The organism is Chryseobacterium vaccae, from assembly GCF_009602705.1.
Classification (GTDB): domain Bacteria; phylum Bacteroidota; class Bacteroidia; order Flavobacteriales; family Weeksellaceae; genus Chryseobacterium; species Chryseobacterium vaccae.
This window is the reverse complement of sequence record NZ_VSWH01000001.1, coordinates 697,919-719,229: the sequence shown is the minus strand read 5'-3', so window position 1 is coordinate 719,229 and position 21,311 is coordinate 697,919. Positions and strand designations below refer to the sequence as shown.

Annotated in this window: 22 protein-coding genes; 9 read left to right on the top strand and 13 right to left on the bottom strand. The window is 38.3% G+C overall.

From position 1 onward, the window contains the following. Positions 1-4: 4 nt before the first annotated feature. Together FW768_RS03255 and FW768_RS03250 are read right to left on the bottom strand one after the other, a co-directional pair. Positions 5-910, bottom strand: coding sequence for a dihydrodipicolinate synthase family protein (locus tag FW768_RS03255; RefSeq protein WP_153392350.1), 906 nt, complete (start codon positions 908-910; stop codon positions 5-7). A 92-nt stretch (positions 911-1,002) separates the two neighbouring features. After that, positions 1,003-1,884, bottom strand: a complete 882-nt coding sequence (locus FW768_RS03250) for an AraC family transcriptional regulator (RefSeq protein WP_153392348.1) — start codon at positions 1,882-1,884, stop codon at positions 1,003-1,005. 173 nt (positions 1,885-2,057) lie between these two features. On the opposite strand from FW768_RS03250, the gene FW768_RS03245 reads away from it, so the two are divergent. The 4 genes from FW768_RS03245 (at position 2,058) to FW768_RS03230 (ending at position 7,064) form a co-directional block, all read left to right on the top strand. Then, on the top strand, positions 2,058-3,452 hold the full coding sequence (locus tag FW768_RS03245; RefSeq protein ID WP_153392346.1) for an aminopeptidase P family protein: 1,395 nt from the start codon (positions 2,058-2,060) through the stop codon (positions 3,450-3,452). Between the two features lie 14 nt (positions 3,453-3,466). Continuing rightward, the gene (locus tag FW768_RS03240; RefSeq protein WP_153392344.1) at positions 3,467-5,638 is read left to right on the top strand and encodes a S9 family peptidase; all 2,172 of its coding nucleotides are present in this window, start codon (positions 3,467-3,469) and stop codon (positions 5,636-5,638) included. A gap of 68 nt (positions 5,639-5,706) precedes the next feature. Further along, positions 5,707-6,234, top strand: a complete 528-nt coding sequence (locus FW768_RS03235) for a helix-turn-helix domain-containing protein (protein ID WP_153392342.1) — start codon at positions 5,707-5,709, stop codon at positions 6,232-6,234. Next, the gene (locus FW768_RS03230; protein ID WP_153392340.1) at positions 6,222-7,064 is read left to right on the top strand and encodes an IS3 family transposase; all 843 of its coding nucleotides are present in this window, start codon (positions 6,222-6,224) and stop codon (positions 7,062-7,064) included. Before FW768_RS03235 ends, FW768_RS03230 begins: the two co-directional genes overlap by 13 nt. Before the next feature lie 254 nt (positions 7,065-7,318). Here the strand turns inward: FW768_RS03230 and FW768_RS03225 are convergent, their stop codons facing one another. Then, the gene (locus tag FW768_RS03225; protein ID WP_153392338.1) at positions 7,319-7,657 is read right to left on the bottom strand and encodes a hypothetical protein; all 339 of its coding nucleotides are present in this window, start codon (positions 7,655-7,657) and stop codon (positions 7,319-7,321) included. A gap of 203 nt (positions 7,658-7,860) precedes the next feature. On the opposite strand from FW768_RS03225, the gene FW768_RS03220 reads away from it, so the two are divergent. After that, complete coding sequence (locus tag FW768_RS03220) at positions 7,861-8,466, top strand: DNA-3-methyladenine glycosylase (RefSeq protein ID WP_153392336.1); 606 nt, start codon at positions 7,861-7,863, stop codon at positions 8,464-8,466. A 22-nt stretch (positions 8,467-8,488) separates the two neighbouring features. Here the strand turns inward: FW768_RS03220 and mug are convergent, their stop codons facing one another. The 4 genes from mug to FW768_RS03200 all read right to left on the bottom strand — a co-directional run bounded on the left by mug (position 8,489) and on the right by FW768_RS03200 (position 10,225). Next, positions 8,489-8,989, bottom strand: coding sequence for a G/U mismatch-specific DNA glycosylase (mug, locus tag FW768_RS03215; RefSeq protein WP_153392334.1), 501 nt, complete (start codon positions 8,987-8,989; stop codon positions 8,489-8,491). Between the two features lie 123 nt (positions 8,990-9,112). Continuing rightward, positions 9,113-9,625, bottom strand: a complete 513-nt coding sequence (locus tag FW768_RS03210; RefSeq protein ID WP_153392331.1) for a TlpA family protein disulfide reductase — start codon at positions 9,623-9,625, stop codon at positions 9,113-9,115. Then, a complete protein-coding gene (locus FW768_RS03205) occupies positions 9,618-10,052 on the bottom strand; it encodes a rhodanese-like domain-containing protein (protein WP_153392329.1) in 435 nt (144 codons plus the stop codon). The genes FW768_RS03210 and FW768_RS03205 overlap by 8 nt, the downstream gene beginning before the upstream one ends. A gap of 11 nt (positions 10,053-10,063) precedes the next feature. Continuing rightward, the gene (locus FW768_RS03200; RefSeq protein WP_153392327.1) at positions 10,064-10,225 is read right to left on the bottom strand and encodes a hypothetical protein; all 162 of its coding nucleotides are present in this window, start codon (positions 10,223-10,225) and stop codon (positions 10,064-10,066) included. 147 nt (positions 10,226-10,372) lie between these two features. Between FW768_RS03200 and FW768_RS03195 the strand changes: the two genes are divergently transcribed. Beyond that, entirely contained in the window at positions 10,373-12,052 is a 1,680-nt protein-coding gene (locus FW768_RS03195; RefSeq protein ID WP_153392317.1) for an FAD-binding dehydrogenase, read from the top strand. Positions 12,053-12,061: 9 nt separating this feature from the next. Next, the gene (locus tag FW768_RS03190) at positions 12,062-12,865 is read left to right on the top strand and encodes an SDR family oxidoreductase (RefSeq protein ID WP_153392315.1); all 804 of its coding nucleotides are present in this window, start codon (positions 12,062-12,064) and stop codon (positions 12,863-12,865) included. 7 nt (positions 12,866-12,872) lie between these two features. Here FW768_RS03190 and FW768_RS03185 read toward each other — a convergent pair whose 3' ends face one another. The 6 genes from FW768_RS03185 to FW768_RS03160 form a co-directional block, all read right to left on the bottom strand. Beyond that, positions 12,873-13,442 carry a hypothetical protein gene (locus FW768_RS03185; RefSeq protein ID WP_153392313.1) on the bottom strand — a complete coding sequence of 190 codons (570 nt, stop codon included), beginning with the start codon at positions 13,440-13,442 and terminating at the stop codon, positions 12,873-12,875. 226 nt (positions 13,443-13,668) lie between these two features. Beyond that, a complete protein-coding gene (locus FW768_RS03180) occupies positions 13,669-14,562 on the bottom strand; it encodes a hypothetical protein (RefSeq protein WP_153392311.1) in 894 nt (297 codons plus the stop codon). A 12-nt stretch (positions 14,563-14,574) separates the two neighbouring features. Next, a complete protein-coding gene (locus tag FW768_RS03175) occupies positions 14,575-15,408 on the bottom strand; it encodes a complement C1q domain-containing protein (protein ID WP_153392309.1) in 834 nt (277 codons plus the stop codon). Positions 15,409-15,419: 11 nt separating this feature from the next. Continuing rightward, positions 15,420-16,244 carry a complement C1q domain-containing protein gene (locus FW768_RS03170; RefSeq protein WP_153392308.1) on the bottom strand — a complete coding sequence of 275 codons (825 nt, stop codon included), beginning with the start codon at positions 16,242-16,244 and terminating at the stop codon, positions 15,420-15,422. Between the two features lie 126 nt (positions 16,245-16,370). Then, on the bottom strand, positions 16,371-16,694 hold the full coding sequence (locus FW768_RS03165; RefSeq protein WP_310000339.1) for a helix-turn-helix domain-containing protein: 324 nt from the start codon (positions 16,692-16,694) through the stop codon (positions 16,371-16,373). A 17-nt stretch (positions 16,695-16,711) separates the two neighbouring features. After that, positions 16,712-17,146 carry a recombinase family protein gene (locus tag FW768_RS03160; protein WP_153392306.1) on the bottom strand — a complete coding sequence of 145 codons (435 nt, stop codon included), beginning with the start codon at positions 17,144-17,146 and terminating at the stop codon, positions 16,712-16,714. A gap of 523 nt (positions 17,147-17,669) precedes the next feature. Here FW768_RS03160 and FW768_RS03155 point away from each other — a divergent pair. Continuing rightward, a complete protein-coding gene (locus FW768_RS03155; protein ID WP_153392304.1) occupies positions 17,670-19,256 on the top strand; it encodes a tetratricopeptide repeat protein in 1,587 nt (528 codons plus the stop codon). A 142-nt stretch (positions 19,257-19,398) separates the two neighbouring features. Next, complete coding sequence (locus FW768_RS03150) at positions 19,399-21,246, top strand: chloride channel protein (protein ID WP_153392303.1); 1,848 nt, start codon at positions 19,399-19,401, stop codon at positions 21,244-21,246. Positions 21,247-21,311 lie beyond the last annotated feature (65 nt).

Genomic DNA, 21,311 nt, shown 5'->3' with positions numbered 1-21,311 from the left:
GGTGTTAGTCTAATATTGGGCGGTTGGCTCTGCCTTGCTCAATGATCTCTTTAATTCTTACAGCCTCTTCTCCTTGTAGTTCCAAGCGCGGTGCCCGTACATAAGGACTGCTTATTCCTTCTGAAGTGGCGGCCAGTTTAATATACTGAATAAGTTTGGGATGAATATCCAGCTCCAGCAAAGGCATAAACCATCTGTAGATGGCTACAGCTTTTTCATATTCCCCTGCTTTAACATAATTGTACATAGCCATTGTTTCATTAGGAAAAGCATCTACAAGCCCTGCTACTAGGCCATCTGCTCCAAGCATCAATGTTTCCAGACAAATCGTATCCACACCTCCGAGGATTTTGATCCTTTTGCCAAAACGGTTAATCATTCTGGTTACATTCGCAAGATCTCTTGTAGATTCTTTAACAGCCTGAATGGTTGGGTATTCAATAAGCTCCTCAAACATTTCAATAGTAACATATATTCCGTAATCTACAGGATTATTGTAAATGAGGATAGGAAGATCTGTAGCAGTAGCCACAGCTTTAAAATATTCTACTACTTCACGGCTGTCTGCTTTATAGCGCATCGGTGGGAGCAGCATGAGGCCATCTGCACCTAATTCTTTTGCTTTTTGAGCGAAATATATTGCATTTTTGGTTGTATTTTCAGAAAGATTAAGAATGACAGGAATTCTTCCTTGGGTAATCTTTTTTGCGTATTTCAGCAGCTCAAATTTTTCTTCCGTTTCTAAAACGCTGGCTTCTCCCAGTGTTCCTGCAAGAATAATTCCGTGAACGCCAGATTTAATCTGGGCTTCTGTATTAAGGGCAAACATTTCAAAGTCTATCTCCCCTTCTTTTGTAAAAGGAGTTAATACAGCAGGATAAATACCTTCCCAGTTTAGTTTTGTACTCATATCAAATAATATTTATCCAAAACTAGTAGAATTTCAAAACGGTAAATGTTAATATTTTAATAGATTCTAACCATATTTTAACAGGTGGTTTTTTATTGCTCTATTGTAGCCTCTTTGTAATGTTTCAGATATTCTTTAGGTGAATATTTCATAATGGACTTGAAGACCCGGTTAAAATTGGTAAGGCTATTGAACCCGCTGTTAAAGGCAACAGAAGAAATACTGTACATATTGCTGGCTGTCAATAGTCTGCAGGCCCGCTGTACACGGAGTTCATTAAGATACTCAATATAAGTTATTCCGGTTCTTTTTTTAAAGGACCTGCAAAACGCCTGAGGGGTCATACAGGCTTCTTTGGCGATACTGTCAAGAGTGAGTTTAGTTTGGGCAAAATTTTTCTTGATAAAGGTCTGGGCATCAATAATCCTTTTGTCGGTATCGGAAATATGATCAGGTAATTTTTTCTCTGAAGATAAAGGAATATGCAAATACCTGTTTTGCATAAGGTGGTTTAAAATCCTGATGAAATCTATAATCTGATCTACTCCTTTTGCTTTTTGTAATGCCGCAATGCTTTCCCCAATACTTATTTTTAGTTTGGAAGCTACCTGGAAGCCTACTTTTGAATGATCTATAAAGCTTTTAAGTTCTCCAAATTCTGGTAAGTCGAAAAATCCGGATATCTTTTTATGAGGGTCAAAAAAAATAGAAATGGAATGAACCTTTTGTTTTTCATTTTTATCAAAATCACCTCGGAAAACATGCGATTGATTGGCACCCAGATAGAAAATATCACCGGCTTCAAAATTGAAAAGGTTTTGTTCTATAGCCAGTGTTCCATGTCCTTTAAGGATCCACATGATCTGAGTTTCCGTATGACGATGGAAATAAGGGTAGAAATTAGGCATCATATCTTCCTGGATGCGAATGCTTTTATTGGTATCGGCAGGTACAGAAAACTGGAGACTTTTCATAAGATCAGCACTTTATATGAGCAGGTTAAAATATTGCCGAATTTAAGCAAAATATGAACATTGAATATCATATTAAAATCCAAACTTTACATATCCTTTATTTTACCGAATAAAGAGATGCAAATAGTACAAAGTCGTAACTTTAAAGCTTTAAATAAAAAAGTAATTATCATATGTTTTCAGTACAAACTTATCAAGATAGAAGAGCTGTATTACAAAGCAGTGTTGCCAACGGAATTTTATTATTCCTGGGAAATATAGAGAATCCCGTAAACTTTGAACACAATCCATATTATTTCCGTCAGGACAGCACTTTCTTATATTATTTCGGGATTCAGGAACCCAGGATTGCGGCTATTATTGATATTGATGAAAATAAGACTATCGTTTTCGGAGATGAATTAAGTATTGATGATATTGTATGGATGGGCAGACAGGAAACCCTGAAAGAAAAAAGCCTGAAATCAGGAGTACAGGAAACTTTATCTTACGCCCAGCTTTCTCAATATCTTCTAAAAGCACAAAACTCCGGCAGAAAAGTACACTATCTGCCTCCCTATCAGTCTTCCAACAAAATTTTGTTAGTGGATCTTCTTGACATTAAAATAGGAGAACTGCGGCCTTCTGTAGAGATGATTAAGGCAATTGTAAAGCAGCGTTCTGTAAAAGAGCCTCAGGAAATAGTACAGATAGAACAGGCAGTAAATGTATCCAATGAAATGCATCTGTTAGCCATGCGTATTGCCAGACCGGGTGTTAAAGAATATGAAATAGCCAATGCCATTCAATATCTTGCAGCCAATAAGGAATGCCAGATGTCTTATCCTCCTATTGTCACCATAAACGGAGGCATACTTCATAATCATTACCGTCTTAATACCCTGAAAGAAGGAGATCTTTTCCTGAATGATTCCGGTGCTGAAACCGCGATGGGATATGCCGGTGATCTTACAAGAACATTCCCTGTAAGCAATACTTTTACTACAAAACAAAAGGAAATGTATGAAGTGGTTTTGAATGCTTTTAATAACGCTCAGCATCTTCTGAAACCGGGTGTCAGATTCAAGGACATTCATCTGAAAGCTTCCCAGCATCTGGTAGAAGGACTTATTGACTTAGGATTAATGAAAGGGGATCCTGAAGAAGCTGTGAAAAATCATGCCCATACCCTATTTTTCCAATGTGGATTGGGGCATATGATGGGGCTTGATGTGCATGATATGGAAGATCTTGGTGAACAATATATCGGCTATACTGAGGAAGAGCCAAAGGATACCAAAACATTCGGACTTAAATCCTTACGCTTGGGTAAAGAATTAGATTCTGGATTTGTAGTAACGGTTGAACCTGGTATTTATATGATTCCTGAACTGATTGATATCTGGCAGTCCGAAAATAAAAATGCCGCTTTTATCAATTATGATAAAGTGAATGAATACCGAAATTTCGGAGGAATCCGTGTAGAAGACGATTTCCTGATTACTGATGACGGATACAAACTTTTGGGGAACGGACTGATTAAAACCGTTGAAGAAATTGAAAATTACAGAACAGAACATTTAGCGTAATTCAAATATCATCTATGAAAAACATAAAAAAACTAACCGTCATTGCATTCTATTTCCTGTGTCTGTCTCCGTTGGCTGCACAAAAGACCCAATGGACTCCTGATGGCAATGCTTATTATTCATTTACTAAAAATGGCGTTGAAATCGTTGATGTCCTGAATTCAGGAAAAGACCAGACTTTTTTAAGCAATACGGAGTTAATTCCTTCGGGAAGCTCTGCCGCGTTAGAAGTACAAAGTTTTCAGGTATCTCCCGATGGTAAAAGTTTACTGCTCTTTACCAATACTAAGAAAGTATGGAGAGATAATACGAGAGGTGACTACTGGATCTTCGACAAGAATAATAAAAAACTTACCCAACTGGGGAAAAGCCTGCCCGCTTCATCATTGATGTTTGCCAAGTTTTCTCCGGATGGTAAAAAAGCAGCTTATGTATCTAAGCATAATATTTATATTGAAGACCTTTCAAACAACCAGATTACGAAGATTACCACTGATGGTACAGACAGAATGATCAACGGTACTTTTGACTGGGCCTATGAAGAGGAATTTGGTACGCAGGATGGTTTCAGATGGTCTCCGGACGGAAGCAAAATTGCTTACTGGAAACTGGATGCAAGAGATACTAAGAATTTCCTGATGATCAATAATACAGACAGCCTGTATTCTTTTACCGTTCCTGTAGAATATCCGAAAGTAGGCGAAAACCCTTCCGGATGCAGCATCTGGTTCTATGATCTGGCTTCAAAATCTTCAAAGAAAGCAGATATAGCAGGCGATGAAATTCAAAACTATATCCCGAGAATGGAATGGGTTCTGGACTCAAAATCTGTTATTTTGCAGCAATTGAACAGAAAGCAGAATCAAAGCAAGATTATCGTGGCAGATGCCAATTCCGGAACAAGCAGAACCATTCACACAGAAACAGATCCTGCCTGGATTGACATCAAATCCCGGTGGAACGACAACGATCCGAGTGGCTGGGACTGGATTGATAACGGAAAAGAATTTCTATGGCTTTCTGAAAAGGACGGCTGGAGACATATTTATAAAATAGACATGAACGGTAAGGAAACACTGATTACCAAAGATAATTTCGATGTGATAAAGCCTGAGTTTTTTGATGTCCCGAACAAATTGATCTACTTCTTAGCTTCTCCCGATAATGCAACGCAGAAATACTTGTATAAAGTAAGCATGAAAGGTGGAAAAGCAGAAAGAATTACCCCGGGAACCTATTCAGGCTCTAATCAATATACAATATCACCTAACGGGAAAATCGCGGTGTTTAATAATACCAGTGTTAATGCCCGTTCAGCAGGTGCTGTTGTATCATTACCGGATCATAAAGAGCTTGTTGCTCCCAAAAGATCAGCAAAAGCAGATCCTGCAAAACCCAGAGCAGAATTTTTCCAGATTACCACACAGGATGGGGTTACTATGGACGGATGGGTGGTAAAGCCTAAAAACTTTGATCCTAATAAAAAATACCCTATTGTTTTTACTGTCTATGGAGAACCGGGATCACAAACCGTAACCGATAATTTCTACACCGGCTGGAATTATTTATATACAGGCGATATGGCTGAAGACGGCTACCTGTATGTTTCCCTTGAAAACCGCGGTACCCCCGCTCCAAAAGGACGTGAATGGAGAAAATCTGTTTATCGTAAAATAGGACAGCTTAATATCCGTGATCAGGCAATGGGTGCAAAAGCCCTATTTGCAAAATGGCCATATGCAGATACTTCAAGGGTTGCTGTTTGGGGCTGGAGCGGCGGAGGTTCTTCCACATTAAACCTTTTGGGACAGTATCCCGATATTTATCAGACGGGAATCGCGATTGCTCCGGTAGCCAATCAACTGTTCTATGACAATATCTATCAGGAACGGTATATGGGACTTCCACAGGAAAACAGGGAAGATTTTGTTAATGGTTCCCCATTGGCTTATGCTAAAAACCTAAAAGGAAATCTTTTATTGGTTCACGGAACAGGCGATGACAATGTGCATTACCAAAATACGGAAGTATACATTAATGAACTGGTAAAATATAATAAACAGTTCCAGCTGATGTCTTACCCTAACCGTACACATTCTATTGATGAAGGAGAAGGAACATCATTGCACTTAGCAACCCTGTTTACAAAATATCTGAAAGAACATTGTCCTCCGGGAGGAAGATAACCCATGAAAAATCCCACATTGTTTGGACTGCCCCCAAAAAGTTAGACACTTTTTAGGGGCATTTTTTTATGTATAGAAAAGAAAAATTTAGCGTTGCTTTCAAATTAGAATGTATTAATCTTCACAAAAACTCTTATCGTTCGATTGAATCTATAGCAACAGAGAAAGGATTTAATGAAAGCAATCTGCGCAAATGGATTGGTTTTTATAACAAGTACGTAATCTCGGGGCTACAACCGAGAAAAAACAAGAGCTATTCCCTGAATTTTAAGGTTAAAGTTCTAAAAGCCATCGAAACAGAACATATCTCCCAAAGGGAAGCATGTATCCGATTCGATATCGCAGCTCAGTCTAGCGTGTTGAATTGGCAAAGGGATTACGAAAAAAGTGGTATTTTAGGGTTAAAGAACAAACCCAAAGGAAGACCCTGCATTATGAGTGATCACAAGCGTAAGAAAAGAAAGTCCGATAAGCCATTGACCAGAGAAGAAGAACTTTTATTGGAAAACGAAAGGCTTCGAGCTGAAATTGATTTTCTAAAAAAGTTAGACGCCTTAACTCTCAAAAAGAACAAGCAGAGGCCATCGAAGGATTAAGGCGAAAATATGACCTGTCACTCCTGCTGGATTGTACAGGTATGGCCAGAAGCAGTTTCTATTACCATCAGAAAGCTCTTGATAAAAAAGATAAATATGGAGAAGTAAAAACTTTGATAAAACAGATTTATCATAGGCATAAAGGCCGGTTTGGATACCGTCGTATTACTTTGATTATGAAACAGCAAGGAATTGTAATTAATCATAAAACGGTCTTAAGACTGATGAAGACCCTAGGATTGAAAAGTATCGTTAGGGTTAAAAAATACAGATCTTACCGGGGAGAGCAAGGCAGGATAGCACCAAATATTCTGGAGAGGAACTTTAAGGCAGATCAGCCAAACAGAAAATGGGCCACTGATGTGACAGAATTTAACGTCTCGGGCAGTAAATTGTATCTTTCGCCGATAATTGATCTTTACAATGGCGAGATTATCAGTTACGATCTCTCGGAAAGGCCTGCCTTTGCACAGGTTGTAAATATGCTCAAAAAAGGGCTCAGAAAAATCAAGAATACTGAAAACCTCATTATCCACTCTGATCAAGGCTGGCAATATCAGATGAAAGCCTATCAGCATCTGTTAAAAGAAAAAGGCATTATCCAAAGTATGTCCCGCAAAGGAAACTGCCTGGATAATGCGGTAATAGAAAACTTCTTTGGAACTTTAAAATCTGAAATGTTCTATACTAAGAAATTTAAAACCATTGATGAGCTCAAAAAAGAAATAAAGAAGTATATCAATTACTACAATAACGACAGGATAAGACTTAATCTAAAAGGAAAGAGTCCGGTACAGTACCGAACTCTTTCATATAATAATATTGTTTAATTTTGTCTAAACTTTTGGGTGCAGTCTAGTTGTGGGATTTTTTATTTAACCTAAGTTTGGATTAAGGAGTTAAGGCTGAAAGTTATTTTTAGTTATATTATTGATAGTTACCATAAAATTTTAATATCACAAAAAGAATAAAATAGATCAACCGTTATTCTTGATGGCTTCCATAACTTCCCTTTTCCAGCTCCCAGCTTCAAACCTCCATCAATCACACATTCTTATCCCGAACTGACGTTATTTAAACCTGCTTATTTTCTTTTAAATACAATCGTCCAGATTACGTGAAAAGGTTCTCCCCTATACTTATCTGTATCCCGCATAACAATTTTCATTGTTGTTTTGTCTAATTGAGCGATTTCAAATTTTCTTTCATAATTGCCGCCATCAAATAAAGATAAAAGCTTATCATCATTAGAGTCTAATGAATACGAAAAATAAAGTTGTCCGCCATCAATAATAGAACCATCCGCATTAAACTGCATAATATCTTTACTGCCGTATTTGGAATTATTCTGAACCGTTCGTTTTCCGTTTGCTTCAATTCCTTCAGCTTTTGAAAGTACAGGCTGCCATTTTCCAACAATCATTTTTTGATAAGATTGCTGATAAGGAATATTGAATGATAGTGCCGTCAAACAAAAAACACATAGAAACAGGATGAGCGTAAAGGGTTTTATCATATTTTAGAATATCAATAACTAATATTCAAATGTAGCAACAAATCTGTTTGATTGTGAAAAATTGTTTTTATATCTTTAATTTTGATCTGTACATTCATAAAACCATTGATTTGAAACTACCACTCTCCTATTATGCTAATCAAGATGTGCTTTTTCTGGCTCAGAATCTATTGGGAAAAGTTCTTTTTACAGAAATTAATGGTGAAATAACAGCCGGAATTATTGTAGAAACTGAAGCCTATTTTGGCACGAAGGATAAAGCTTCCCATGCTTATGGCGGCAGAAGAACAGACCGTACCGAAACTTTATACAGCCCTGGCGGTGTTTCTTATGTCTATTTATGTTATGGAATTCATCATCTTTTTAATGTGGTAACCTCTGTGGAAAATGATCCCCATGCAGTTCTGATCAGGGCTGTTGAGCCGTTGATAGGTAAGGAAATCATGGAATTCAGACGGAATATACCTGCTGCTAAAACCGCTATTTCTTCGGGACCGGGATCCGCAGCTAAGGCTTTAGGCATTGATAAATCCTTTAATAAAAAAGATCTGGACGGAAATGAAATCTGGATTGAAGATCATGGTATTATATATCATCCTGATGAAATCGTAGCAGGTCCCCGCATAGGGGTTGCGTACGCTCAGGAAGATGCACTCTTGCCCTGGCGCTTTTTTGTAAAGAATAATAAATATGTAAGCAAACCGAACAAAATATAAACTTGAAAAGAGTGATTTTTAATTACTTCTGAATGGCAAGATGAAATTCACGGTAAGAGGTAACAAGATCGTCAAGCGAAAACCCTCGGTTCAGTCCGCTGGTATTAGGCAAAACCCAAGCCTTAGCCCCGCAGAAGACTTCAGATTGCTGCCCCCAGACAATCTCTTTCTTTTTAGAAAATGCCTTGTAAGCGGCTTTACCAAGAAAAGCAACATACTTAGGTTGAAATTCAGTTATCTTGGCTTTAAAAACTTCCAGAGAATCATCAAATTCTTCTTTTGAAAGCTCGTCTACACGAGAAGTTGCTCTTGCTACGGCAGTTGTCAAGCCATACCCAAAATCTAAAATAGAAGTATCGTTTACTGCTTCAATCTCATAAGGTGTAAAGCCGGACTGATGAAGAACTCTCCAGAAACGGTTGCTTCTTCCGGAAAAATGGTGCCCGTCATCAGCTGATTTTAAGCCTGGATTTATTCCGCAAAAAATAACATCAAGGTCGTGGATAATGATATCTGTTAACATACTATATATGAAATTGATAAATTCGGATGTATTCTGCTTTCAAACTGTAATAAAAAATGTATAAAGTAAATAAAAAAGAGCGGTAAAATTACCACTCCTTACAAATTATTATCGTTGATAATCTTACTTCTTACTTAAATTCTGTTTCAGAAAATCCTCTAACTCTTTTCCATGAAGATTTATGGCTAAAATAGTTCCTTCTCCATCAATAATAACATTAAAGGGAAGCTCATCAACTTCATAGGATTTGGCCACCGGACTTTTCCAGAACTTAAGGTCACTTACCTGTATCCAATTGATATTGAAACGATGAATTGCTTTTTCCCAGCTCTCTTTATTCCTGTCCAGAGAAACTCCTACAATTTCAAATTTCTTATCTTTTACCTGATCTGAGAATTGATCATACAAAGCCTTCAGTTCCGGCTGTTCATCCATACAGGGAGCACACCAGGTGGCCCAGAAATCAATCAGAACAATCCTGTTTTTTAATGAAGAAAGTGAAAAAGAATTTCCATCAGGTCTTGCAAGTATAATTTCCGGAGCTTTCTTTCCTGTTTCAATATTTTTCTGCGCAGAAATGTATCCTGTACAAATCATTAAAAACAGAATGCTGAAAAATGTTTTTATTCTAATCATTGGTAGGATAATCTTTATCTAACCAATCCGTTTTGATATTTTTCGGAAGGTTGAGTAGTTTTGCATTTTTAAAGCCCATTTCCTGTAACAGTTGAAATGCCGGGCGGATATTAGGACATTTTACGAAAGGACAGCACCCACAGTAAATCACAACTTCTCTTCCTTTTGGAATTTTTTTAAGATAATTTTTTAATTTTTCCAGATTTTCCGGTTCATGGGTCGGACCAATGTCTACGGAACCTTTAATAATAGCTTCCGGACCTACTGAAATAATAACCAGATCTTTTGTCTTGTGCTGGGTAATTCTGGAGGCTAATAATGCAGGATCCATCAGTTGGCTTTCATTCCACGGATCCTGCTTCTGTTGTGCTGAAACCTGGCTGAAAACCGAGCATACAAGGCACATCATGATCAACAAATATCTCATACTTTTTATTTTTAACAAAGATAGAATGTTTTATTGAGTTTGCCGTCAAAAACCGGATGTAGTGGTAAAAGAGAAATTTCGATATCTTCTACAAGCTTTATGATAATAGACTCGGCCTCAATAGGATGTTTTGTACCGTCTTTAGCTACAGCAAATGCTTTATACGGCATCATTTTCGCTTAATTTTATGAACAAAGATAGATGATATAAATCTGTAGAGATCCCTTTCCGGCATAAATTCTCTCGATAATTTATATGTTGAAGCGCAAATATTTTATACATTTAAGTAACGTATTATTAATCAGGAAATCTCTTTACGAATGGAAACAATATTCCAGCCCGATGCCATTATTATCGGATCCGGATTGGCAGGACTTACTGCTGCCATGGAAATTACCAATGCCGGAAAGAAAGTGCTTTTAATAGATCAGGAAACAGAACAGAATATTGGCGGACAGGCATTCTGGTCGTTTGGAGGGCTGTTTCTGATCAATTCACCACAACAGCGCAGAATGGGAATCAAAGACTCCTATGAACTGGCTCTCCAGGATTGGAAAGGCACTGCTGGATTTGACCGTAAAGAAGATTACTGGCCCCGCAAATGGGCAGAAGCTTATCTTAAATTCGCATCCCAAGAAAAGTATGAATACATTTCCAGACTCGGCATCAAACTGATGTTTATGGTGGGCTGGGCTGAACGTGGTGATGGTTCAGCAAATGGCCATGGAAATTCAGTACCGCGTTTTCATGTCAGCTGGGGAACCGGTACAGGAGTTGTAAAGCCTTTTGTAGAAAAAGCGTATCAGGCTCAAAAAAAAGGCCTGCTGCAGATGAAATTCAGACACAGGGTTACTGAATTAATTGTTGAAAATGGAAAACTCAAAGGAGTGAAAGGAGATATTCTTGAAGATGATGATAAAGCAAGAGGTGTGGAAACTAACAGAAATGTAATTTCCCAGTTTGAATATACGGCGCCTCATATTATTATTGCATCAGGAGGTATTGGTGCCAACCACGAACTGGTAAGGAAAAACTGGCCGGAAAGACTGGGGACAGCCCCGGAAAATATGGTGTGCGGAGTTCCTGCGTATGTGGACGGAAAAATGATTGGTATTGCAGAAAATGCAGGAGCACATATTATCAACCGTGACAGAATGTGGCATTATACAGAAGGAATCCAGAACTGGGATCCAATATGGCCCAAACACGGTATCCGGATACTTCCGGGGCCGTCTTCTCTATGGTTTGATGCAAAAGGCAACCGCCTTCCTGCTCCATTTCTTCCCGGATTTGATACGCTGGGAACATTAAAATACATCCAAAACACCGGATTTTCTTATTCCTGGTTTATCCTGACCCAAAAGATCATTAAAAAAGAATTTGCCCTGTCCGGCTCAGAACAAAATCCGGATATTACCAATAAAGATTATCCATTATTTCTTAAAAGGATATTCGGGAAAAAGGCGCCAGGCCCTGTAGAAGCTTTTAAAGAACACGGAAAAGACTTTATTGTTTCAGACCATCTTGAAGATCTGGTAAAAAAGATGAATGAGCTGTCCGGGGACCATCTTCTGGATTATGAAAAGATAAAATCACAGATAGAAGCCCGGGACCGGGAACTGGATAATAAGTTTTCAAAAGATACCCAGGTTAATTATATACGCAGTACGCGGAATTATTTAGGAGATAAACTGGGACGTGTAGCCGCACCGCACAAGATACTTGATCCTAAAAACGGCCCCCTGATTGCTGTTCGCCTAAATATACTTACCCGGAAAACACTGGGTGGAATTAAAACCAATCTAAGCGGTCAGGTTCTGAAGGAAGATGAAAGTGTACTGGAAGGGCTGTATGCCGTTGGTGAAGCCGCCGGATTTGGCGGTGGCGGAATGCATGGCTACCGTGCTTTGGAAGGAACTTTTCTCGGAGGTTGTATTTTCTCCGGAATGAAGGCCGGAAAGTATATTGCAGAACTTAAAACAGATAATTCCAATACATAGAATAACAGAATGAACACTTATTTTAACGATAAAGTAATCTGGATTACCGGAGCATCTTCAGGAATCGGAGAAGCTTTAACCAGGGAACTCGCGGAGAAAAGCACTGCAAAAATCATATTGTCATCCAGGCACGAAGCCCAGTTATATGCTGCTGCTGAAAAAGCCGGACTTCCTGTAGAACGTTTTGCAGTAGTACCTCTGGATCTTGCTGACTACCAAAATATGAATGACAAAGCTGCAGAAGCTGTAGAGAAATTAGGTAAAATTGATATACTGATAAATAACGCAGGCTTGTCACAACGTTCTCTGGCAATAGAGACGGATATTGAAGTGGATAAACGTTTAATGGATATTAATTTTCTGGGAACCGCTGCAATCACCAAAGCTGTAATTCCTTATATGATCAGAAACGGTGGTGGACAGATTGTTGTAGTGTCCAGTCTGATGGGTATTTTCGGGGCTCCGATGAGAAGCGGTTATGCTGCTGCGAAACATGCCCTCCATGGCCTTTTTGATTCGCTCAGAGCTGAACTGTATGAGAAGAAAATTCTGATTACCATTATCTGTCCCGGGTTTGTGCACACTAATATCTCTGTGAATGCCGTAACGGGTGACGGTTCTCTGCAGGGAACAATGGATGATGCCACTATGAAAGGAATGCCCGCAGATGTATTTGCAAAAAAAATGCTGACCGCGATTCAGCAAAAGAAAAATCAAAAATCTATAGGAGGACGCGAAGTAACAGGTGTTTACCTGAAAAGGTTCTTCCCTGCCCTGCTGGCGAAAATAGTCAGAAAAGCAAAAGTGGTGTAATGACAGATTATTTTAATTTATTTTCCTTTAGAAATGTCTGCCGGGTTTTATAAAAATCATTCTCTGACTGGAAGACTTTGTCATATAACTGTTTTTTTTCACGATAAAGAAACTCAATTCTTTTCATTGCAGAATCCGCTTCTGCTCTTTTTCCATTTCGGATTAGTTTTTCCGATTCTATTTCCTGTTTTGAAAAAAGATAAAGATTCTTGATTGATGTATAGTAATTAACAGAAGTATGCTGCAGCTCTTTTCCCTGAGAAACACCGTCTGTATTGGCTTTCTGAATGTCTCCGATTATTTTGTTAAACTCTGCTTCCTGCTGATCAACAACAGCCAGAGCACTATCATATTCATGGGCGATCAGATAGTTCAGTTTTTTTTCCTCTAAGCCTTTCTCTCCTACAAGCATACGGAAACTCTGCTTTTCCTGCCTGTCAATGATCTGTCTTAGCTTAACTGCTTTTTTATTTTCACATGAAAAAAGGACTATAAAAATGATAAAGGCTGCTATTTTTTTTATAAATGCCCGCAGGCTTATAGAGGTGTATTTTCCTGTCAGAATGTAAGATTTCATATCAATATATTTGTGTTTATTTTAAATCTAATGCAAACATCGTGCAGACATTCTATAGTGAATTTTAGATATCTGTTTTTCAGCACAAAAGATGTAATTCTGTTTTCAGGAATGTAAGATAACCCAATATATTTTTCTATATGAATTCCGGAATTTTATTCCCTCGAAGAGGGCCGGGACAGAATATCCATCCCAGCTATATAAAGACATTTGTGTTTCATGGATATTATTGTTCTACAATGGTAAGGACGTTATATCCTCCTGTATTAAGTAAAGACCGTTTATCCGGATCCCATGCTACATTAATCCATACAAAAGGTCTGAGCTTATCTCCGGCATTCAGATATACGCTTACCGTACATGCAGATCCTGCAATCACCGTATTCGGGGGATTTCCGGTATCCTGGGGATAGCCATTATTGGTTTTTACCCTTTGCGTTACCTTATTGGAAGAGTCTCTTACCTCCCAGATGGCTTCTGTCTGATTTTGCCCAAAGCTGGTATTGATCTGGCTTGGAGCGAGTGCAAAAGTAAAAGTGGCAAAATAAACCCCTGCTCTAGGGGCTGTAAATTCCCCTGTTACATGGTTAAAATTAGTCCTGGGCTGCCCGGAATCCGAATCCAGCTTCTCAGTCCATGAAGTAAGGTAAGCAGAAGATCTTCCGGGAATTCCGTCTGTATAATCTCCCACGGGCCATAAACCCGGTTCAAAAACGGTACAATTGCTGTCTGTTTTCTCTGCCATAACTATAATTCTGGGTTTCCCGTATGGAAGAATTGGAACCCATACAGCTCCGTCAGAATATTCTATATATCCCTGGACACCGATAGCCGGGCTGGGATTGTATCTGATGGCTCCGGCTCCGGCCTCTGCTGCCGTCTGGTCAGTCATTCCTACAGCCATAGCTCCATTTGTCCCGCCTCTCAGGTCGATTGCTGTTTTTGGAAGAGCTACTCCGGCTCCTATTTTTCCGGTTTTGTCAATGAGCACTTTTTCAGTAGTATTTATTTCCACAGCATTATCCTGATTGGGATTAGAAATGCCAATACCAATCTGGGCTGAAAGAATGCCCGGAAAAACTCCAAGACTTAAGAATACTATATTTTTATTCAGTTTCATGTGTTTAGATTTTTATAATTCATAAATACTAATGCTGTTATTGGTTCCACCATTGCTTGTATCAATATTTCTGATCCCGCCGAAATTATGATAGACTTTAAACTGAACGGTATTTCCTGCAGATAAGTTGAATATGGCAGTACAGTTGCCTCCCACGATATTGCTTACCGTATTGACGTCCCATGCCGGGTAAGAATTTACGCTTCTGTAAATCTGAATATTATTTGTGGAAGTACTGCTTTCAATAATCGTCTCTATTCTGGAATTCTGGGCAATATTGGCATCTGCCAGGCTGATATTAAACGAAACGATATAAAACCCTGCTCTGGGTGCTATAAAAGTCCCTGAGCTTCCATTAAAATTTGATTGCGGGTCTGTAATGACGGACCATCCGTCTACGATTGTAATCGCATTGTTTCCAAAAGTCCGTGCAGTTCCTTTATTGGCCAATACCAATGCTTTAGGGGGAAGAGTCATGGGAAGATTATGCCAGGCTGCTCCGTCAGAATATTGGATGATATTTCCGGTACTGTATCGTATGGCACCTGCTTTGGCCTCGGTAGCGGTCTGAGAGCTGGTTCCCAATCCAATAATACCTTTCTGATCGGCAGACCGGATATCTACTCTGGTTTTTGGGTCCAAAAGCCCGACTCCTATTTTTCCTTCAGAAGTTACTACTACATCATTTAATATTTGTGTTGTAGAAGGTGGTATTCCTGTATTATCCTTAGCAGCATCAATATGAAAAGACTGTAAGGGATCTTTTGTGAATACACCGGTTTGTGCATGCAGAGATAAAGAGAAAATAATAAAGAAAAGCATGCCGTATATACTGTTAATATTCATTTTAGTGTTATTTAATGTTCTATAATAGTCAGATTGTTAAAACCGGCATCGGGATGCAGAAGGTCTGAATTTACTCTTAAAGCTCTGGAAGAGGTGGTAATATTCTGGCGAAGCTGAGGCCGCACCGTCTGATTAGCCGCCAGATTTACAGTAATTGCTGCAGAACCGCCAATCTGGGCATCTTCATTAGCCCGCGCAAATGTTTTGAAGGAACGTGCAAGAATAGATGTGCTGCTTGGACTGAAGAACTGGCTGGTTACTTCAGAAGAATTGATTACCGGGCCTGAAACGAAGTTATAAGTCATCAAAAAGGTGTATATTCCAGCTCTGGGCGCAGTAAAAATTCCTGTCCCCGGATCGAAGCTGTTAGTAAGATCCCTTACTTCATTCCATCCGGTAATGTTTACATCCACATTATAAGCAACAGAAAATGCATTGGTCATTCTTGCGACAACGACAGCCTTAACGGGAAGAATAATGGCAGCTTCCCAGGTATTGCCATCAGAAACCTGGATCTTTGAAGATGAAGATTCATATCTCACAGCTCCTGCTCCGACAGCGTTGGCCGTCATTGTTGTAGAGCCCAATCCAAAAGCGTTTTGTGTTCCGGATGTTCTCATATCCAGTTTTACAGCAGGAAGTTCTACTCCTGCGCCAATAAAACCAGATTTTGTAATAATGAGATCATTGCTTATTTGCTGTTGGGTAACTGGATTTCCGTTGTCTTTTGCCCCATCTATATGCAGAACCCCCAGAGGTTCTTTTGTATGGACTCCTATCTGCGCGGCGGCAGACATCGAGATCAGGAGGGCCATGGGCAGTAGATTTTTTTTCATTGTATACTGTTTAAATTAGAATTGAAAGGTTAGTAAGAAAATAACCGATGGGTAAAATGACTTTAGGTATCGTTTGTAATGATATTTAAAATCAACAGGTTAAATAATTACAACAAAAGCATTTTTTTACAGATATTTCTTTTTCCATTTGGTGATTGTATTCCTGCTCAATTTGAAATGACGTGAAACCTGGGTATTATTGTAGCCGTTTTTTTTCTGAAAATCTAAGATCTGAAGGATGGACTGCTGGTCAAAAAAACGATGTTTCTGGTTAAAAGAAAAGGTCTTTTCATCTTCTCTACCAGAAATAATACTGTTGCAGGTAATCACATCCAGCATCGAAAGATTTTCTTTGGATAATATGCCTTTGATTTCTCCTTTTTTATCAGGATACTTTTCATTAATCATATCTGTGTAGATTTTTCTGTAATCAGGGCTGTTTTTCATCATGTTTTAGGGTTTAAAGCTTATTTTTCAGGGATATTATACTTATTCATCCACTTGTAGAGTGTACTTTTGGGAATTTTGTACTCAGTAACAACAGCCGATTTTGTCATCTCCCCTTTCCTGATCTTATCCAGAACAAATTCTATGATTTCTTTTGTATAAAGGTTTTTTCTGAAGGCAGGAAGTGAAGACAGTAACTTTTTCTTCTGGACATAGTCAACGGAAGACTGTGGAGCATATAAAATCAGATGCTGTGAATACAGTCTGAAAAAATCATATTCCAGAAGTTTACACCATCGAAGCAATAAATCTGTACTTAATTCAGCAGACTGATACATTTGAGTGATTTCATCTTCTGAAGCATTTAAAAACCGGGAGATACGCTGTATTTCCAGTCCGCTTTTTTCTACACATTCCTTAATGAGCGGCCCGATATTTAATTTTTTTAAATCCATATGCGTGTTTTTTTGTATGCTTATTTTCAGTGTTTAATAAAACAGGAGAAAAGCAATGGAACAAAATTTCGGATTGAGGGAACAGGAAATTTTGATAGTAACATTGCTTTTCATAATCCGTGTTTTAGAATTCAAGCCTGAAATTCTGTGTTTTTAATAAGCTTAATCTTTTGCAACATTAGCAGTTTATGAAGAGACGGGAAAATGAACCCTGTTGTAATTTCTGAATATATTACATCCTTTAAACCGGATAATACACTTTGAATATTTGTAAAAAATTGATTGCCTTTCTATCATTTTCCTTTAACTATAGAAACAGAAAGTGTAATAGTTTGTGTAAAAAGATCAATTTTTTAAAAAACCGAAGACACATTTGGTCTTCAATAAAATTTGTAAATTAAAGAACTTATTATCAGCGTGTTAAATTTATAACACAGTATGATAAATTCGGAAAAACTAACACCGTTTTTACGAGATTATAGTTAATTTTACACTTAATTTGCGAACGCAAAAACACAACTACATGAAAAAATCAGCTCTATTTGTCTTCTGTTTTATTTTCGGATTTTATTACGCACAAGTTGATATAGGATTTATTACACAGATTGAATCAAAAATTAAAAAAGCTGAAGAGCTTGCTAAAGATAAACCTTCCCAATCCATAGAACTTTCACATGAAATCTATACCATTTCAAAAAAGAAAGGATATAAAAAAGGAGTTCTGGAGAGCAGTGTTATGCTTATGGCCAGATACTTTGATCTGGGGAACCATAAAAAAGTAATCGATTTAAGTGGAGAAGCTGAAAAACTGGCACTGGAACTAAAAGACGCCTCTATTCTGGCCAATGTTTACAGACTGAGGGCTTCATCCTATACAGAACTCGGTTTCAATGATGAATGTATCAAAGAATTAAGAAAAGCATTAAAAATATCTGAGAAAATAACATCCAGTGATAAAAAAAACTATTTAAATGCTTTAACATACATTGGTTTCGCAAGTTATTCGGCCCATGTGAATGCACCGTTGGATAGTGTTATTTATTATCAGAAGAAATGCCTTGAAAGCACAGTGAAGATTGGAAACGATAAGGATTTTGTATCGAAAAAATATCATATGCTGGCACTGGTTAATATTAATCTGGGAATGACAAGTGTTGCTTCCGGAAGGATAAATGATGCAGAAACTTATTTTGGCAAAGCTTTAGAAATATGCCAGAACAAACAATATAATGTTTCTAAAAACCTGGAAATAACTGTTCTGAATGAATATGCCTGGCTTTACTATGATCAGAAAGAATATGACAAGTCCGTCTATTATGCATCCCGTGCCGAGCAGTTTGAGAAAATAATCAGCATGCCTTATATCCGAAGAGATATATACGAAGTATACTTCAAATCCTATGTAGAACTTGGAGAAAAAACGGCTTCAAAAAAATATATGAATCTCTATACAAAGCTTAATGACAGTTTAGTGAATGCAGAAAAGAAAGCCATCAATATTCCTGTAAAACAAATAATGGATAAACAGGGCCAGGCCCACACCGGTAATATCCGGAAAATTCTGCTGTCTGCATTGGCTCTCATTATTTTTATTACTGCGGCAGGCTGGGTTTTATGGAGAGTAAGCAGAAAAAAGCTTCACGATAAATATGATCTTGCCATCAAAAACCTAGAAAATATTCCTGCTACTCCTACAGATCGTGAAGAAGCGGGAAACTCGGAAAAAAGTATCTATATTACCGATGATACCATGAATATGATTCTGCTTAAGCTGGATAAATTTGAAAAATCCCAAAAATTTATTAAAAAAGATCTCAGCCTTACTTCTCTTGCGAATGAACTGAATACCAATACCAGATATCTTTCAGAGATCATCAAACAGCATAAGGAGAAAAATTACAATAATTATATCAACAGCCTCCGCATTGATTATATTACCAAAAAGCTGTATGAAAATCCCATTTACAGGGAATATAAGATCAGTTATCTGGCTGAAGCCTGTGGTTTTTCTTCCCGGGAAGTTTTTGCCGTTATCTTTAAAAAAGAAACCGGGGTGAGCCCCTCCTACTTTATCAGCAATCTGAAGAAAGATCATTCTGAATCCAGCTGAAGCCTGTTACTCAGTCTTTTTATGTGAAATTATTTTCGATTGACTGGCAGCACATTACAGCCGTTTGCTTGAAATTAGGTTTATCTGTTTATAAAGATATGCTTACCTTTACATTACCTTTTGAGGTTAAAACTATTCTCAGGTGAAGATTCACAACAAAAAAAAATACCTAAGCTTTCTAAAATTTAAAAGAGATTTTCAGAATTACGGACTGGAAAAAGCCCGTAGTTATGAACTTATTCTCCATTGGCTGAACAACAGACTCAGCAGGAATCAGTTTCTGGTGCTTTCCGGGATCCTTGTAGGCTGTACTGCCGGTCTTGCGGGGGTAATCCTGAAGACGCTGGTGCACAATATCCATTATTTTATTACCCATAAGGTTCATTTCGAATATCAGATTTTATTTTATATTGTTTTTCCTTTTTTGGGAATTGTTCTCACTACATTGATTGTTCTTACTTTGTTTAAAGGTCAGGACCGGAAAGGAATCGGAGCTATTTTGTATGAGATAGCACAGAATTCAAGCATTGTAGCTTCTGTAAAAATGTATTCCCAGGTAATTCAGAGTGCCGTAACGGTAGGGCTTGGAGGATCTGCGGGGTTAGAAAGTCCGATTGCGGTAACCGGGGCAGCTATTGGGTCCAATTATGCCCAGACCTACAGACTGAGCTATAAAGAACGTACCCTTTTGCTGGCTGCCGGAGCCACTGCCGGTATTGCTTCTGCCTTTAATGCACCAATTGCCGGAATCATGTTTGCTTTTGAAATTCTTCTTACAGGAGTGGTTTTCACAGATTTTATTCCTTTAGTGGTTGCTGCGGTCTGCGGAAGTCTTTTATCCAGAATATTGCTACAGGAAGATGTGCTTTTCAGGTTTTATACCAGAGAAGCCTTTAACTATAAAAATGTTCCCTACTATCTCATCTTGGGAGTGGTAACAGGACTTTATGCCCGTTATTTTGTTTTTATTTCTCAAAAAGTAGAGCATTTTATCAGCAGGCTTAAGCTTTCAAGAATACGTAAGGCTATGTTTGGAGGGGCCGTACTCTCCCTTCTTTGTGTTCTTTTTCCTCCATTATTCGGAGAGGGATATGAAACTGTAAAAGCTTTTACAGGAGGTGAAATTCAGGCTGTAATTAGAAACAGTTTTTTCAGATATTTTGAAATCGGAGACTGGACTGTGATTATTTTTCTTGTTCTGGTATGCCTATTAAAGGCTTTTGCTACTTCTTTTACTATATTCAGCGGAGGAAACGGAGGTAATTTTGCACCTTCTCTTTTTGCCGGAGGAACAGTTGGTTATTTATTTGCATTGATATGCCAGCATCTCGGTTTCACGGAAGTCCCGGTTACAAATCTTGTTCTTGTGGGGATGGCTGGTGCCATGAGCGGAGTCCTTTATGCTCCTCTTACCGCTATTTTCCTGATTGCAGAATCCAGTTTCGGATATGATCTCTTTATCCCGCTGATGATTGTTTCGGTGATGTCTTACCTGATTGCAAAATGGTTCTCTCCTATTTCTCCGGAATTGAAATCACTAGCTGACCAAGGGAAAATTTTCACCAATAAACATGATAAAAATATACTTTTTGCACTAAGAACAGAAGATTTTATCGATAAATATCCCGAAACCATCCAGGAAACAGCTTCTGTTTCCGAACTCTTTGAACGGGTGAAAAACGGGAATAAAAATATCTTTGCAGCGGTAGATCAGGAAGGAAAACTAAAGGGCATTCTTACCCTTGATGATATCCGGCCGTATCTTTTTAACTTTGAAGCAGACCATTCTCTGACCGTAGCCCAGATCATGAAAACTCCGCCAGCCGTACTGCATCGAGAGGATAAGCCTCTGGAAATCCTTCAAATATTTGATGATACAGGGATGTGGAATCTTCCCGTGGTAAGTGAAGACAACGGATTTATAGGGTTTATTTCAAAATCGTCTATCCTGATGAGCTACAGACAGCTTTTGAAAGAATATTCTGATTAGTTGGAAAATGCAATGACACAAGGGTTTTAACCATTACGCTGCTTTAAAGTGCTGGAACATCGAAG

Coding starts and splice junctions, on each gene's coding strand:
- FW768_RS03235 (WP_153392342.1), top strand. CDS start 5,707: ATGTATAGAAAAGAAAAATTTAGCGTTGCTTTCAAATTAGAATGTATT.
- FW768_RS03165 (WP_310000339.1), bottom strand. CDS start 16,694: ATGATGAAAAACAGCCCTGATTACAGAAAAATCTACACAGATATGATT.
- FW768_RS03175 (WP_153392309.1), bottom strand. CDS start 15,408: ATGAATATTAACAGTATATACGGCATGCTTTTCTTTATTATTTTCTCT.
- FW768_RS03240 (WP_153392344.1), top strand. CDS start 3,467: ATGAAAAACATAAAAAAACTAACCGTCATTGCATTCTATTTCCTGTGT.
- FW768_RS03200 (WP_153392327.1), bottom strand. CDS start 10,225: ATGATGCCGTATAAAGCATTTGCTGTAGCTAAAGACGGTACAAAACAT.
- FW768_RS03195 (WP_153392317.1), top strand. CDS start 10,373: ATGGAAACAATATTCCAGCCCGATGCCATTATTATCGGATCCGGATTG.
- FW768_RS03250 (WP_153392348.1), bottom strand. CDS start 1,884: ATGAAAAGTCTCCAGTTTTCTGTACCTGCCGATACCAATAAAAGCATT.
- FW768_RS03155 (WP_153392304.1), top strand. CDS start 17,670: ATGAAAAAATCAGCTCTATTTGTCTTCTGTTTTATTTTCGGATTTTAT.
- FW768_RS03210 (WP_153392331.1), bottom strand. CDS start 9,625: ATGATTAGAATAAAAACATTTTTCAGCATTCTGTTTTTAATGATTTGT.
- FW768_RS03255 (WP_153392350.1), bottom strand. CDS start 910: ATGAGTACAAAACTAAACTGGGAAGGTATTTATCCTGCTGTATTAACT.
- mug (WP_153392334.1), bottom strand. CDS start 8,989: ATGTTAACAGATATCATTATCCACGACCTTGATGTTATTTTTTGCGGA.
- FW768_RS03170 (WP_153392308.1), bottom strand. CDS start 16,244: ATGAAAAAAAATCTACTGCCCATGGCCCTCCTGATCTCGATGTCTGCC.
- FW768_RS03190 (WP_153392315.1), top strand. CDS start 12,062: ATGAACACTTATTTTAACGATAAAGTAATCTGGATTACCGGAGCATCT.
- FW768_RS03245 (WP_153392346.1), top strand. CDS start 2,058: ATGTTTTCAGTACAAACTTATCAAGATAGAAGAGCTGTATTACAAAGC.
- FW768_RS03180 (WP_153392311.1), bottom strand. CDS start 14,562: ATGAAACTGAATAAAAATATAGTATTCTTAAGTCTTGGAGTTTTTCCG.
- FW768_RS03185 (WP_153392313.1), bottom strand. CDS start 13,442: ATGAAATCTTACATTCTGACAGGAAAATACACCTCTATAAGCCTGCGG.
- FW768_RS03205 (WP_153392329.1), bottom strand. CDS start 10,052: ATGAGATATTTGTTGATCATGATGTGCCTTGTATGCTCGGTTTTCAGC.
- FW768_RS03225 (WP_153392338.1), bottom strand. CDS start 7,657: ATGATTGTTGGAAAATGGCAGCCTGTACTTTCAAAAGCTGAAGGAATT.
- FW768_RS03160 (WP_153392306.1), bottom strand. CDS start 17,146: ATGGATTTAAAAAAATTAAATATCGGGCCGCTCATTAAGGAATGTGTA.